The sequence below is a fragment of the Streptomyces sp. NBC_01352 genome (assembly GCF_036237295.1).
GTDB classification, from domain to species: Bacteria; Actinomycetota; Actinomycetes; order Streptomycetales; family Streptomycetaceae; genus Streptomyces; species Streptomyces plumbiresistens.
The window spans coordinates 10,512,152-10,525,127 of the sequence record NZ_CP108354.1 but is presented as its reverse complement, the minus strand read 5'-3'; the positions used below and the strand labels follow the sequence as shown (position 1 = coordinate 10,525,127).

Genomic DNA, 12,976 nt, shown 5'->3' with positions numbered 1-12,976 from the left:
CCTCCCCGGCGGCCGACCGCATTCCGTTCTCAAGGAGCAACCGCATGAGCCTCACCGTCCTGATCACCGGCGCCGGCTCCGGATTCGGCGCGCTGACCGCCCGCGCCCTGGCCGACGCCGGGCACACCGTGTACGCGGCGATGCGCGACACCACCACCCGCAACGCCGACCGTGTCACCGCCGCCAAGGCCTACGCCGCCGAGCACGGGGTCGACCTGCGTACCGTCGAACTCGACGTCCTCTCCCAGGAGTCGGCCGACGCCGCCATCGAGACGGTCCTGTCCGAGGCCGGCCGCCTGGACGTGCTCATCCACAACGCCGGACATATGGTGACCGGCCCCACCGAGGCCTTCACCCCCGACGAACTCGTCGCGGTCTACGACACCAACGTGCTGGGCACCCAGCGCGTCAACCGGGCCGCCCTGCCGCACCTGCGCAAGCAGCGCCGCGGCCTGGTGCTGTGGGTCGGTTCCACCTCCACCCGGGGCGGCACCCCGCCGTACCTGGCGCCTTACTTCGCCGGCAAGGCCGCCATGGACTCCCTGGCCGTCTCCTACGCCGCCGAGCTGGCCCGCTTCAACATCGAGACGACGATCGTGGTGCCCGGCTCCTTCACCTCCGGCACCAACCACTTCGCCACCGGCGGCCACCCCGGCGACCAGACCGTCATCCCCGACTACGCGGCCCGGTACGCCGGACTGATGGAGCAGGTCTCCCAGCGTCTGGCCGCCCTCGCCCCGGCCGACGCCGACGTGTCGCAGGTCGCCGACGCGATCGTCGAGGTCGTCGGCACCGAGCACGGCAAACGGCCCTTCCGCGTCCACATCGACCCGGCCGACGACGGCTCCGAGACCGTCAGTGCCGTCGCCGACCACATCCGCGCGGAGTTCCTCAGCCGCATCGGCCTGGAGGACCTGCTGCACCCGCACGACTGACCGCCCGGGCGGTGCGGGCGGCCCGGTGCCATGCCCTGCGGTCAGCCGATCGGCTCGGGCATGGGGACCACGTCGTAGGAGAGGCGGATGCTGTCCCCGGTGACCGGGTCGCCCAGTTCCACCCGCCAGCCGTCGGCGAACTGGTCCACGCCCTCGGCCATGGGGATGGTCCCCGAGATGAGGACCGTGCCCGGCACCAGATCGCCCCGGGAGCGCAGTACGTCCGCCCAGTAGGCGGGGGTGAGCAACTCGGCCAGCGTGCCGTGCTGGATCTCGCTCTCCTCCCCGTCGTGGCTGACCCAGGCCCGCAGGGTCAGCTCGTCGAGCCGCTGCTCGACGTCGGCCAGGCGCCAGGCGCGGCGGGCGAGCACATCCGGGCCGGCGTTCTTGCTCCAGGCCACGCCGTGTACTTCCAGATCGCGGTCGGTGTGGTCGCAGGCCGCGGTGAGCAGCAACTCCCCGTCCGCCGCCACGATCAGGGCCCACTCGGCCTCACCGGACGTGCGGGCGTGCTGGGCGGCCACGCGGTCGGTCTGCTGGGCCAGGTAGGGCGAGACGGGGTAGAGCGCGGGCGTCACGGCGGGGGCGGGGACTCCGAGCTCGGCGAGTTCCGCGACATGGGCGGCGACGTCGTCCTGGCTGCGCCCGGCGTAGCCGGCGTTGAGTACCCGCTGGACGTCGACGTCGCGGGTGGAGCCGTCGGGCAGCTCGAAGGTCAGCACGGCCACAGGATCTCCTCGTGGGGGCGTTTCGAAGCGGTTAACTTCCGGCGCAGGGGTTGCGCATACGACCTGTATACAAGAAGTATGCCGAAAGGTCGATGTCTCCTCGACGCAAGGATTCGGACGTATGCAGCACACCCCGCAGGGCGATCAGGCGGTTCTCCCCGACCGTTCCGGCATGCGCCGGGCCTTCTTCGCCAGCCTCACCGGAACCGCTCTGGAGTGGTACGACTTCGCCGTCTACTCCGCCGCCGCGGCACTGGTCTTCGGTGATCTCTTCTTCCCCTCGGAAGACCCTCTGACCGGCACACTCCTGGCGTTCTCCACGTATGCCGTCGGCTATGTGTCCCGCCCGCTCGGCGGCTTCGTCTTCGGCCGTCTCGGCGATGTGATCGGCCGCAAGAAAGTCCTCATCGCCACCCTGGTCCTCATCGGGGTGGCCACGTTCCTCATCGGCCTGCTGCCCGCGTACGACACCGCCGGCGTCGCCGCACCGATCGCGCTGGTCGTGCTGCGCTTCGCGCAGGGCGTCGGAGTCGGCGGCGAGTGGGGCGGGGCCGTCCTGCTGTCGAGCGAGTTCGGCGATCCGCGCCGCCGCGGCTTCTACGCCTCCGCGGCGCAGGTCGGTCCGCCGGCCGGGAATCTCCTCGCCAACGGTGTGCTGGCGGCCCTCGGCGTCCTGCTCACCGAGGACCAGTTCCTGTCCTGGGGCTGGCGGGTGGCGTTCGTGCTGTCCGGAGTACTGGTCGGCTTCGGTCTGTGGATCCGGGCCAAGCTGGAGGAGACACCGGTCTTCAAGGCCATGGAGGCCGAGCAGTCCCGCCCCGAGGCGCCGATCCGCGAGGTGTTCACCACCCAGCCCCGGGCCCTGCTCGCCGCGATCTTCAGCCGGGTCGCGCCCGACGTGCTGTATGCGATGTTCACCGTCTTCGTGCTCACCTACGCGACCGACAGGCTGGACATGTCGCGCGGCTCCGCGCTGACGGCCGTCCTGGTCGGCTCCTCGCTGCAGGTGTTCCTCATCCCGCTGGCCGGCGCCCTCTCCGACCGCGTCAACCGGCGTCTGCTGTACGGCTGTTCCGCCGTCGCCGCCGGAGTGTGGCCCTTCCTGTTCTTCCTTCTGGTCGACGGCGACAGCTGGATGCTGCTCATGTTCGGCGTCGTCGTGGGCCTGGCCATCCACTCCTTCATGTACGGACCGCAGGCGGCCTTCGTCGCCGAGCAGTTCTCGCCCCGGCTGCGCTACACCGGCTCCTCGCTGGCCTACACGCTCGCCGGACTCATCGGCGGCGCGGTCGCTCCGCTACTGTTCACCGCGCTGCTGAGCTCCTACGACAGCTGGGTCCCGCTGGCGCTGTACATCGCCGTGGCGGCGGTCGTCACCGTCGGCGGGCTCTGCCTGGGCCGGGACTCCGCCCCTGCCATGGAGGAGGACGCCCGACTCGCCGCCTCCCGGCAGGCCGAACCGGCCCATGTGGTGTGACGGGCCTCCCGTCGCCCCTCCCCCGCTTCCCTCCCGACGCAGAAAGGCGGTGCCCCGTGCGCATCGCGTTGAGCCAGCTGACCACCGGCGCCGACCCCGAGAAGAACCTCCGCCTCATCGAGGAGTGGACGTCACGCGCCGCGGAAGCGGGCGCGAGAGTCGTCGTGTTCCCCGAGGCCTCCATGGCCTGCTTCGGCACCGACCTCACAGCCGTCGCCGAACCCCTGGACGGCCCGTGGGCCACCGCGGTGCGCGAGATCGCCGAGGCGGCGCACATCGTGGTGGTGGCCGGCATGTTCACCCCGGCCGCCGACGGGCGGGTGGCCAACACCCTGCTGGCGACGGGTCCGGGCGTCGAGGCCTCGTACGACAAGATCCACCTCTACGACGCCTTCGGGTATGCCGAGTCCGAGACGGTCGCCCCGGGCGAGCGGATCGTCACGATCGACGTGGCCGGCGTACGCCTCGGGCTGGCCACCTGCTACGACGTGCGCTTCCCCGAGCTGTTCCGCGCCCACGCCGACGCGGGAGCGATGGCGACCCTGCTGGCGGCGTCCTGGGGGGCCGGCCCGGGCAAGGCCGACCAGTGGGAGCTGCTGGTGCGGGCCCGGGCGCTGGACGCGACGGTGTGGGTCGCCGCCGTCGGCCAGGCCGACCCCGCCGCCTCGGGAGTCGTCGCCCGCGGCACGGCACCCACCGGCATCGGCCACAGTGCGCTCGTCGGCCCCGACGGGACTCTGCGCCACCGCCTCGACGCGGAACCCGAACTCCTCGTGGCCGACGTGGACGTCGACGAGGTGGCCGCCGTCCGGGAGAAGATCCCGGTACTCGCCAACCGCCGGCTGGGGGTATAGCCGTGCCCAAGCCGGAACTGGAGTTCCACCTGCCCACCGGGCCCTGGACGGCGCCGCAAGGCGCCGCCCCCGGGGTGGCCGAGCGGGTCCTGGCCGAGGACGCGCGCCAGGAGCGCCGTACCGTCCTGGTGCGCTGGGATCCGGGCACCGACAGCTCCGCCCAGGGCGTGGCACGGCACGCGTTCTGGGAGGAGGTGTACATCCTCGACGGCGCCCTGCGCGATCTGACGCTCGACGAGACGTTCGCCCGGGGCACCTACGCGTGCCGACCGCCGGGCATGCCGCACGGCCCGTGGACCGCGCCCGAAGGCGTCACCATGCTGGTGATCACCTACCCGGACTGAACCACGGGGCGCGTGTTCAACCGGCGAGCAGCACCTTCAGCGTGGAATCCAGATGGTTGTCGATCGCCAGGCAGGCGGCCGCCGCGTCACCGGCGGCGAGCGCCTCCACGATCGCCCGGTGCTCGTCGAGCACCCCTTCCTGGCGCCCCTGCTGGTTGTACAGCGCGACCACACCGGCCCGGACCTGACGGCTGCGCAACCCGTCGTAGTGCCGCTCCAGCAGCGTGTTCCCCACGGCCGACACCAGGGTCGCGTGGAAGAGGTGGTCCACCGCGATGAACTCCTTGGCCTGCTCGGGCCCGGCCAGGCCGGCCTGACGGTCCAGCAGTTCGGTGAGCTGCCGCAGCGGGACCCTGTCCGTCGCGATGACCCGCTCGGCCGCGTACCGCTCGACGATCCCGCGCAGCTCCATCAGCTCGGAGATCTGCCGACCGGACAAGGGCGCCACCCGCGCCCCGCGCTTGGGCACCAACTCGACCAGATCCTCGGCCGCGAGCAGCAGCAGCGCCTCCCGGATCGGGGTGCGCGATACTCCGATCCGGTCGGCGATGTCCTGCTCGGAGAGAAACTCCCCCTGCATCGCCGGATCCGTCAGCACCGTGTCCTTGAGGTACGCGTACGCCTTCTCCCGACCGGACGCCACCACTACCCCCAACCGTCGCATACACCTTGTATACGGAAGCTACCACGAGGCCCGGGACCGGGCGGGCCTCCGAGCGAAGCCTCGTCCCGACTCCCGGCGGGAACGGGCCTCCACCTCACCACTGGCGCCGGGAGCCGGTGGCAGGGAGGTGGATCAACGGCCGGCGGCCTGGAGTCATGTCGGCGTCCGCTTCGAGAAACCGGGTGATCGCCCACAGCGCGTGGCCGAGGGCCGTGCCGAGCGGCGGACAGGTCGGCTCGTGAGGCCGGAGGGCCCAGTGCTCGGCCGCGACGCGCAGCGCGGTGTTCATCATGCCCCCTTCCAGACGGACCGGACGGCGAGGTCGTCCGAAGAGCGATCGGTGCCCTCGGCGATCAAGCGGCGAGAATGTCCTCGGCGTCGAAGTGCGCCTCCGGCCAGACGGCACGCAGTCCGGGCTCCTCACGGCTCAGGCGGACGAACCCGCGCGGGGTCTCCAGGCGCTGTGCCACGTCCACACCGGAATCATCGATGGCCGAGAGTGCTGCGGCGAGGACGTCGCGGCCTCCGGATCCGGCCTACGTCGGCGGACCCTCCGACGACGGCCGCGCCGAGGTCGTGGACTGTCGCCCGGCGGACCGTGTCGACGCACGGTTCCGACGCGGCGTGCGCCGCGACGCGTCGCGCACCCCCGGCCCCCCGCCCCAAGGCCCGAGGCACCAACGCCCCGTTGACAGGGCACATCGCGACTCACACAATCAGCACCATGACCGGACACTGGTTCGATACGACGGGGCCCATGCGCGTCCCGGATCGGACCGGCTGCGAGCGCTCAGGCCGCTGACCGGACTGCCGCCGAGCCGTGTGCTCGCCGCGCGCCGCAGCCCAGGCCATGCCGGTCATCTTCCTTCCCCACGCTCCGGATCACTCCCGGCATACGTCCGCACTGCATCACGAACTCCTTCGTAGACGGCCCGCGAGAGCACGCACTTGAAGCCAACTGCCGTCTGCCACCTGCAGAACACGTACGAGGAGATGGATGCGATGACTGTCGTGAACGCCGGGCCGCAGCCCACACTGCGCGAGGCCCGCGTACCAGAAGGCGGGATGTACGAGGGTGTCCGCGTGCTGCGCCGGCTGCCCGAGGGGTGGGAAGAGCGCCCGTACGAGCATTTCGAGCTCGTGCCACAGGGGTGCACGATCGGGGCCGAGATACGGGGCATCAGTCTCGCGCGGCCGTTGGGGGACGCGCTGCGCGAGGAGTTGAACCGCGCGCTGCTGGAGTGGAAGGTGCTCTTCTTCCGCGGCCAGCGGCTGACCTCCGCGCAGCAGCGTGACTTCGCCCGGCACTGGGGCGAGTTGGAGACGAACCCGCTGCTCGCCCAGGGGTCCAGCGAGGACGTCGTGCGCTTCGACAAGGGCGACAGAGCCATGCCCACCTTCGAGAACGTCTGGCACGCCGACGTGACCTTCCGGGAGCGGCCGGCGCTCGGCGCGGTGCTCCAGCTGCACGAGGTCCCGCCGTTCGGTGGGGACACCATGTGGGCGGACATGGCCGCCGCCTACGACAATCTGCCGCGGGAGGTGAGGGACCGTGTCGACGGGGCCACCGCCGTGCACGACTTCATCCCCGGCTTCGCCCGCTTCTATCCGCCCGAGCGGCTCATACCGCTCCAGTCCGCCTTTCCCCCCGTGGAGCATCCGGTGGTGCGCACCCACCCGGAGACGGGACGGCGGCTGCTCTTCGTCAACACTTCGTTCACCACCCGGATCACCGGCATGGAACGCGAGGAGAGCGACCGGCTGTTGCGGTACCTCACGCAGCAGGCCCATGTGCCGGAGTACCAGGTGCGGTTCCGGTGGCAGCCGGGCGACGTCGCCTTCTGGGACAACCGCGCCACCCAGCACTACGCGGTGAACGACTACGGACCGCACCGACGGGTGGCGGAACGGGTCGCCGTCGCGGGCGACCGCCCGTTCTGAGGAAGGGAGCCGCGCGGCGGAACACCGGCCGCGCGGCTCACCGCTGTGCGAGGTCCGAGCGCCTGGATCAGAGGACGGACACCAGCAGCGACACGGCGGACTCCTGACGGCCGATGCTCGCCCGGTCGAACGGACCGGACCAGCTCACCCCGTACTGGTCGGAGCTGTTGCGGTCGTACTGGTAGGCGGAGCGGGCCTGGGTGAGCAGGTAGCCCCGGTAGGGACGGCCGGGCAGCAGGGCGTCGAGTTCGCCGAGATTGCGGGCGAAGATGCCCTTGAACGCCGTGCCGTCGGACTCGCAGGTGTCACTCGCCTCGCAGGGCTCCGTCAGGATCCCCTTCGGTGACAGCAGGGGGCTGTCGACCACGGCGTCGGCGATCTTCCGTGCGTCCCTGAGCAGTGCGCGGTCGCCGGTGGCCTTGTACAGCTCGGCCAGTCCGCCGAGGACGACTCCCTGGTTGTACGTCCAGGTGATGCCGCCGTTGTTGGCGCAGCCGCCGCCCTGTGTGTTCAGCCCGTCGTTGACCAGGTTGTCGCCGTTGATCATGCCGCTGCTCTTGAGCCACTTCCATGCGGTGAGCGCGCGCTTCAGATAGACGGTGTCACCGGGGATCCGGTTGTGCAGGGCCGCCGCGAGCTTGATGTACAGCTCGACGCTGATGGCGTTCTTGTAGGTCGCGGCGGGGATGTCCCACCAGACGCCGCCACCGCAGACGTCGTCCCAGTACTTGTACATGTACTCCTCGTCGAGCTTCGCGATCGTCAGGTACTCCTGGTCGCGGGTCAGGTCGTACATGCTGGTCATGGCCAGTCCCCACCAGCCGGTGTCGTCCGTGGAGTCGGCGCGGAACTCGCCGCCGCCCTCCGGCCACCAGGGCAGGGGCTTGCGCTGTTGCTCGATGGTGTTCTCGATCTGCAGCAGATATCTCTTCGACCGGGTCTTCGCCGTGTAGTCGAGCAGCGCCTGGAGCGCGTTGCCGGACTGCCACCACGGTGCGTCCGGATCCCAGCGGCCGGTGTCCTCGTCGTAGAACCCCATCATCGCTTCGACGGCCGCGGTGGCCCGGTCGCGCGCGTTCACGGCCGCTCCCGGTGCGCTCGAGGTACTCGGTGTACTCGCCTGCGCGGGCAGCGCTCCCGCCACCAGCACCAGAGCCGCACCGAGGGCGAACGCCCCCACCGCCGCCCGGGCTCTTCGCAACTGTGCCAACATCCCAGACGCTCCTGAGCAGTTAGGGGGACATCGTCGGATGCTGCTCAACTATGAGCGTGCACGCCATGACATGACAAGAGTCGGTCAGTAACGAGCCTGTTTCCTGGGTCGGATGACCGAAGTCGGTCATCCGATTAGGCTCTCCCCGTGACTTCGAGCAAACGACACGCGCGGATCGTCGACGCCCTCCGTACGACCGGAGTGGCCTCCGTGCGCGAACTGGCGGAGCGCCTCCACGTCAGCGAGTCCACGATCCGCCGGGACTTGAAGCTCCTGGACCGCAACGGCGAACTGATCCGTACCTACGGGGGCGCGGCACTGTCCCTGCGCGCGCCGGCCGAGGAAGAGCCCTTCGGCATCTCGGCGTCCCACGACGGAACCATGAAGGACGCCATGGCCGAGCGCGCCGCGGCGCTCGTGCCGGACGAGAGCGTGGTCGTGCTGGACATCGGCACCAGCACCCAGCGGATCGCCCGCCGGCTCAGAGGCCGGCCCGTCACGGTCATCACCAGCAACCTGGCCGTAGTGGACGAACTGCGGGACGACGAGGCCGTCCGGCTGATCCTGCTCGGCGGGGTCCTGCGCCGCAACTACCAGTCCTTCGTCGGCTCGCTGACCGAGACGGCCCTGCGCCAGGTCAGTGCCGACCTGGTGATGCTGAGCTGCACGGGCGTACGCACCAACGGGCACGTCGTGGACGACATGGCCGTCGAGGCGCCGATCAAACAGGCCATGATCGAGGCAGCCGATCGCGTCGTCCTCATCGCGTCCGAGGCGAAGTTCCCCGGCACGGGCTCACTGCGGATCTGCTCGCTCGCCGACGTGGACGTCCTGGTCACGACCGGCGGCGCCGACCCGCACACTCTCGACCTCTGCCGGCAGGGCGGAGGTGAGGTGATCGTCGCGTGACCGTCTGCAGGGTGTCAGGACGTACGGCCGAGTCACCCGTCGAACTCGGTGAGGTCGATGGCGTGAACGTGCAGCGGAAAGCCGTACACCGGGTGTTCGATCTCGCGCTCCAGCGCCATCCCGAGCTTGCGGATGACGTTCTCGGAGGCCTCGTCACCGATCCGGACGACGCTGATGACCCGATCGAGGCCACGATCCTGGAGCGCGAACTCCAACGTGGCGTGGGCCGCTTCGGACGCGTATCCCTGACCCCAGAACTGTGAGCCGAGCCGCCAGCTGATCGCCACTTCGGCGGCCAGTTCCGGCAGGGACTCGGGCACGGACAGGCCCGTGAAGCCGGCCAGCTCGCCCGAGGCCAGCAGCTCGACGGCGAAGAGGCCGAAGCCCTCGTCGTCCCACTCCTCCTCCCACCGCTCGATGGCCTCCGCCGTGTACTCCAGGTCGCGCACCGAGCCGTCATCGATCCACCGCATCACCTGCGGGTCCGCGTTGATGTCCGCCATGGGCACGAGGTCGTCGTCGCGCCAGCGACGGAGGAGGAGGCGGGGCGTGCGAATCTCGATCATGGCGCCCATCCTGCCGAAGGCAACGGCCACATCGGTAATCCGCGCTCGTCGGCGTTGCGCCGACTGTCTGATCAGACCGCCATTCCACCCAATTTAAGTGCCCTGAATTAGGGTCAGTCGACCAGTGGGGCGCACGATCGTCCCGGAACCCCGAACAGCACGGGGCATTAGATGCACTGAATCGTTGACTAGACCGCACGGTACAGGTAACTTCACCAATCACCCGGGGGCACGTTCTGGAACGAACGACGAGGTTCGGAAAGAGGTAAGCCCTGTGTTCAAGGAGTTTGTCGTGTCCGGCGACTCGCACATCATCGAGCCGGTCGATCTCTTCAAGACCCGCCTGCCCAAGCCTCTTCGCGAACGGGCCCTCTGGGAAGAGGAGTTCACGCTCGAGGAGCCGATCGTGGAGGGCGGGCACACCGAGTTCAAGAAGCTGCACACCATCGGGTACGACGGCTGGACCATCTCCAAGTACCGTCAGTTCGGCGGGGAGACCCCGGACGGCGAGCCCGAGCACATCATCCGGGACATGAACCTCGACGGCGTCGACGCCTCGGTGATGTTCCCCAACCTGTCGCTGTTCGTCCTGTTCACCGACGACCACGAATTGTCGATGGCGCACGCACGCGTATGGAACGACTACCTCGTCGAGCGGTTCCTCCCGTACAAGGACCGGCTGCGCCCGACAGCGGCGATCCCCATGACGGACATCCCCGAGGCCGTCGCCGAGATCGAGCGGTGCGCGCGCCTCGGGCTGGGCGCGATCCTGATCCCGGAGACCCCGCCCGTGCCGTACGCCTCCCGCGTGTACGACCCGGTGTGGGCGGCCGCTCAGGCGAACGGGATGCCGGTGTTCATCCACGTCGCCACCGGCGGGGTGAAAACCAAGGAAGACACGTCGGAGACGGCGATGACCGTCCGGAGCATGATGACGGCCGTCAACATGGGCAAGGGCCAGTTGACCGACGACATGGTGTCGGGCCGGCTGCAGCAGTCCGCGGCCGGGTTCGCCAACCCGCAGCGCATCATCGCCGACCTGGTCGGCGGCGGTGTCTGCGAACGGTACCCGAACCTGCATTTCAACCTGATCGAGTTCAGCGCCGGCTGGCTCGTCTCCTACATGGGCTTCATGGACAAGTCCTTCCGGACCGGTATCGGCCAGGACCCCGACTGGTGGCTCGGCTTCTGGGACGACAACCGCTCGCCGAAGGAGCAGTCGGCCATGGGGCGGCTGTTCACCATCAACGACAAGTGGCCCTACCCCCTCAAGCCCAGCGAGTACATCCAGCGTCAGATCCACGTCCAGTTCGCGGACGACCCCACGGCCGTCAAGGCCCGCCACATCACCGGCGTGTCGACGATCATGTGGGGCAACGACTACCCCCACGCCGAGGGCACCTTCCGCAGCAGCGCCGACTGCATCGCGTACAACTTCGACGACACGGTGTCCGACGAGGACCGCGCCGCCATCCTGGGCGGCACGCTGGCCGACGTCGTGGGCTTCGACAAGAGCAAGAAGCTGGCTCCGGTCTCCGAGGACGCCTGAGGCCCGACCGAGCCGCGAGCCGGGCCCGGAGCGAGATCGCTCCGGGCCCGGCATCCATCGCACAACGCATGGAACGGGAGTCACGTGAGAGCCAAGGTGGTCAAGGGGTCCAATGCGGCTGAGTCAGATTCAGAGTCTGTGTCCGAGACCGGTGGTGCACAGCCCGCCCCGCCTTCCGCCGAACCTGCCGGAACTGCCGATTCCGGCGGCGGGCCCGATCTGCGGACCGCGGGTCTCAAGGCCTTGCGCGAGTTGTTGCCGGGCGTGTTCCCCGAGGGGGACGACATCGACCTCCGGGACGGTCGCCTCGGAGAGGAACTCGTCGAGATCGGCGTCACCAGTGTGTTCGGCGCGCTGTGGGCGCGCGACGGGCTCAGCCGCCGTGACCGCAGCCTGGTCACGCTGGGCATCCTCATCGCCCTCGGCGCGGAGAGCGAGCTGGCGACCCACGTCCGGATCGCGCTGACCAACGGCCTGACCGAGGACGAGCTCGCGGAGGTCATCTACCACGCCACGGGCTACGCCGGTTTCCCCCGGGCGGTGGCGGCCCGCACGGCCGCACGCGAGGCCTTGGGTCATTGACTTCCGCTCCCCGGGCTGAAGCCCGGGGATTCCTACCACGGTCGACTGACCGTCTCGGTGGGTTCCTGCTTCACCGCGCTGGGCCGGTACGAGTACCGGTCTTACCTGCGCTCGACAGGCTGACACCGCCAGTCCGGCGGCCTTGGCGACGTTGACCGCCGCATTGATGTCCCGGTCCAGGACGGCCCCGCAAGCCCCGCACTCCCACACGCGGATGTGCAGGGGCTTGGGACCGTCCTTGACGCCGCACTGCGAGCAGACCTGGGAGGTCGGCTCGAACCGTCCGATGCGGTGGATGCTGCGGCCGAACTTTGCGGCCTTGTACTCCAGCATCGTCACGAACGCGGACCATCCGGCGTCGTGCACGGACTTGGCCAGGCGCGTGCGGGCGAGCCCCTTCACCGCCAGGTGTTCCACTGCGACCGCTTGGTTGTCGCGGATCAGCCGGGTGGAGAGCTGGTGGTGGAACTCGCACCGCGCGTCGGCGACCTGCGCGTGAGCGCGGGCGACCTTGACCCTGGCCTTGTCCCGGTTGCCCGAGCCCTTCGCCTTGCGGCTGAGAGCCTGCTGTGCCCGCTCAAGCTTCTTCTCGGCCCTGCGCAGGAAGCGAGGAGCATCGATCTTCGTGCCGTAGGACAAAACGGCGAAATGCCCCAACCCCAGGTCCATGCCGACAACCTGACCGCTTTCGGCCGGCGCGACGGGCTCGGTCTCTACAACAAAGCTTGCGAAGTACCTTCCCGCCGCGTCCTTGATCACGGTCACCGTGGAGGGGACCGAGGGGAGGTTGCGGGACCACTTGACCCGCACGTCCCCGATCTTCGGCAAGGACAGATCCCCACCGGTGGTGATCTTCCATCGGGCGTTCGCGGTGAAACGTACGGCCTGCCGGTTGTCCTTGCGGGACCCGCAGGGACTGCTGGAGCACGACAGCGGACACCTCGCCGAGCCATGCGCGCTCTTCGGTGAGCTTGGCATCGGTGATCAGCAGCTTGGACAGGTCCCCGGTCTTCGGGAACGCCTCGCCTGCAGTGCGGGCGGACTCACGGGCGCGAAGCGCATCGTTGTAGACCACCCGCGCACACCCGAACGCCCTGGCCAGCGCTGAGCGCTGAGGACCGTTCGGATACAGGCGGAAGCTGTACCTCAACTGCATGCCGATCACCCTACGACCGGTGGTTTATGGCTGAGTAGCAGAACATCCGTACTGGTTC

14 protein-coding genes and 1 pseudogene are annotated in these 12,976 nt (G+C 69.5%); 8 read left to right on the top strand and 7 right to left on the bottom strand.

Annotated elements, in window-relative coordinates:
• Positions 1-44: 44 nt before the first annotated feature.
• Positions 45-935, top strand: a complete 891-nt coding sequence (locus tag OG252_RS48315) for an SDR family oxidoreductase (RefSeq protein WP_266446251.1) — start codon at positions 45-47, stop codon at positions 933-935.
• A 41-nt stretch (positions 936-976) separates the two neighbouring features.
• Here OG252_RS48315 and OG252_RS48310 read toward each other — a convergent pair whose 3' ends face one another.
• Entirely contained in the window at positions 977-1,663 is a 687-nt protein-coding gene (locus tag OG252_RS48310; RefSeq protein ID WP_266446248.1) for a DUF2848 domain-containing protein, read from the bottom strand.
• Between the two features lie 121 nt (positions 1,664-1,784).
• On the opposite strand from OG252_RS48310, the gene OG252_RS48305 reads away from it, so the two are divergent.
• The 3 genes from OG252_RS48305 to OG252_RS48295 are packed head-to-tail and all read left to right on the top strand — an operon-like array spanning position 1,785 to position 4,338.
• Positions 1,785-3,140, top strand: a complete 1,356-nt coding sequence (locus OG252_RS48305; protein ID WP_266446245.1) for an MFS transporter — start codon at positions 1,785-1,787, stop codon at positions 3,138-3,140.
• 56 nt (positions 3,141-3,196) lie between these two features.
• Positions 3,197-3,994: a carbon-nitrogen hydrolase family protein gene (locus tag OG252_RS48300; RefSeq protein WP_329344520.1), complete on the top strand. Its 798-nt coding sequence runs from the start codon at positions 3,197-3,199 to the stop codon at positions 3,992-3,994.
• Positions 3,995-3,996: 2 nt separating this feature from the next.
• Complete coding sequence (locus OG252_RS48295) at positions 3,997-4,338, top strand: cupin domain-containing protein (protein WP_266446241.1); 342 nt, start codon at positions 3,997-3,999, stop codon at positions 4,336-4,338.
• 16 nt (positions 4,339-4,354) lie between these two features.
• On the opposite strand, the gene OG252_RS48290 is transcribed toward OG252_RS48295, so the two are convergent.
• The 3 genes from OG252_RS48290 to OG252_RS48280 form a co-directional block, all read right to left on the bottom strand.
• Positions 4,355-4,981 carry a GntR family transcriptional regulator gene (locus tag OG252_RS48290; protein WP_266448951.1) on the bottom strand — a complete coding sequence of 209 codons (627 nt, stop codon included), beginning with the start codon at positions 4,979-4,981 and terminating at the stop codon, positions 4,355-4,357.
• A 115-nt stretch (positions 4,982-5,096) separates the two neighbouring features.
• A complete protein-coding gene (locus tag OG252_RS48285; protein ID WP_266446238.1) occupies positions 5,097-5,294 on the bottom strand; it encodes a hypothetical protein in 198 nt (65 codons plus the stop codon).
• 61 nt (positions 5,295-5,355) lie between these two features.
• Entirely contained in the window at positions 5,356-5,478 is a 123-nt protein-coding gene (locus OG252_RS48280) for a hypothetical protein (protein WP_329344517.1), read from the bottom strand.
• A gap of 526 nt (positions 5,479-6,004) precedes the next feature.
• Here OG252_RS48280 and OG252_RS48275 point away from each other — a divergent pair.
• Positions 6,005-6,943, top strand: coding sequence for a TauD/TfdA dioxygenase family protein (locus OG252_RS48275; RefSeq protein WP_406491158.1), 939 nt, complete (start codon positions 6,005-6,007; stop codon positions 6,941-6,943).
• Positions 6,944-7,010: 67 nt separating this feature from the next.
• Here the strand turns inward: OG252_RS48275 and OG252_RS48270 are convergent, their stop codons facing one another.
• Positions 7,011-8,156 carry a glycoside hydrolase family 76 protein gene (locus OG252_RS48270; protein WP_266446232.1) on the bottom strand — a complete coding sequence of 382 codons (1,146 nt, stop codon included), beginning with the start codon at positions 8,154-8,156 and terminating at the stop codon, positions 7,011-7,013.
• A 147-nt stretch (positions 8,157-8,303) separates the two neighbouring features.
• Here OG252_RS48270 and OG252_RS48265 point away from each other — a divergent pair, with 147 nt between their 5' ends.
• Positions 8,304-9,065 (top strand): DeoR/GlpR family DNA-binding transcription regulator, encoded by a 762-nt coding sequence (locus tag OG252_RS48265; protein ID WP_266446230.1) that lies wholly within the window; start codon positions 8,304-8,306, stop codon positions 9,063-9,065.
• Between the two features lie 32 nt (positions 9,066-9,097).
• Here the strand turns inward: OG252_RS48265 and OG252_RS48260 are convergent, their stop codons facing one another.
• A complete protein-coding gene (locus OG252_RS48260; protein ID WP_266446228.1) occupies positions 9,098-9,631 on the bottom strand; it encodes a GNAT family N-acetyltransferase in 534 nt (177 codons plus the stop codon).
• Between the two features lie 292 nt (positions 9,632-9,923).
• Between OG252_RS48260 and OG252_RS48255 the strand changes: the two genes are divergently transcribed.
• Complete coding sequence (locus tag OG252_RS48255) at positions 9,924-11,180, top strand: amidohydrolase family protein (protein ID WP_266446226.1); 1,257 nt, start codon at positions 9,924-9,926, stop codon at positions 11,178-11,180.
• A gap of 84 nt (positions 11,181-11,264) precedes the next feature.
• A complete protein-coding gene (locus tag OG252_RS48250; protein WP_323186233.1) occupies positions 11,265-11,762 on the top strand; it encodes a carboxymuconolactone decarboxylase family protein in 498 nt (165 codons plus the stop codon).
• Positions 11,763-11,819: 57 nt separating this feature from the next.
• Here the strand turns inward: OG252_RS48250 and OG252_RS48245 are convergent.
• Positions 11,820-12,918, bottom strand: a pseudogene (locus tag OG252_RS48245) (RNA-guided endonuclease InsQ/TnpB family protein); the annotation flags it as partial.
• Positions 12,919-12,976 lie beyond the last annotated feature (58 nt).

Excerpts from the sequence above, each read along its gene's own strand:
- OG252_RS48275 (WP_406491158.1), top strand. The coding sequence starts at position 6,005 with ATGACTGTCGTGAACGCCGGGCCGCAGCCCACACTGCGCGAGGCCCGC.
- OG252_RS48285 (WP_266446238.1), bottom strand. The coding sequence starts at position 5,294 with ATGATGAACACCGCGCTGCGCGTCGCGGCCGAGCACTGGGCCCTCCGG.
- OG252_RS48260 (WP_266446228.1), bottom strand. The coding sequence starts at position 9,631 with ATGATCGAGATTCGCACGCCCCGCCTCCTCCTCCGTCGCTGGCGCGAC.
- OG252_RS48305 (WP_266446245.1), top strand. The coding sequence starts at position 1,785 with ATGCAGCACACCCCGCAGGGCGATCAGGCGGTTCTCCCCGACCGTTCC.
- OG252_RS48270 (WP_266446232.1), bottom strand. The coding sequence starts at position 8,156 with ATGTTGGCACAGTTGCGAAGAGCCCGGGCGGCGGTGGGGGCGTTCGCC.
- OG252_RS48315 (WP_266446251.1), top strand. The coding sequence starts at position 45 with ATGAGCCTCACCGTCCTGATCACCGGCGCCGGCTCCGGATTCGGCGCG.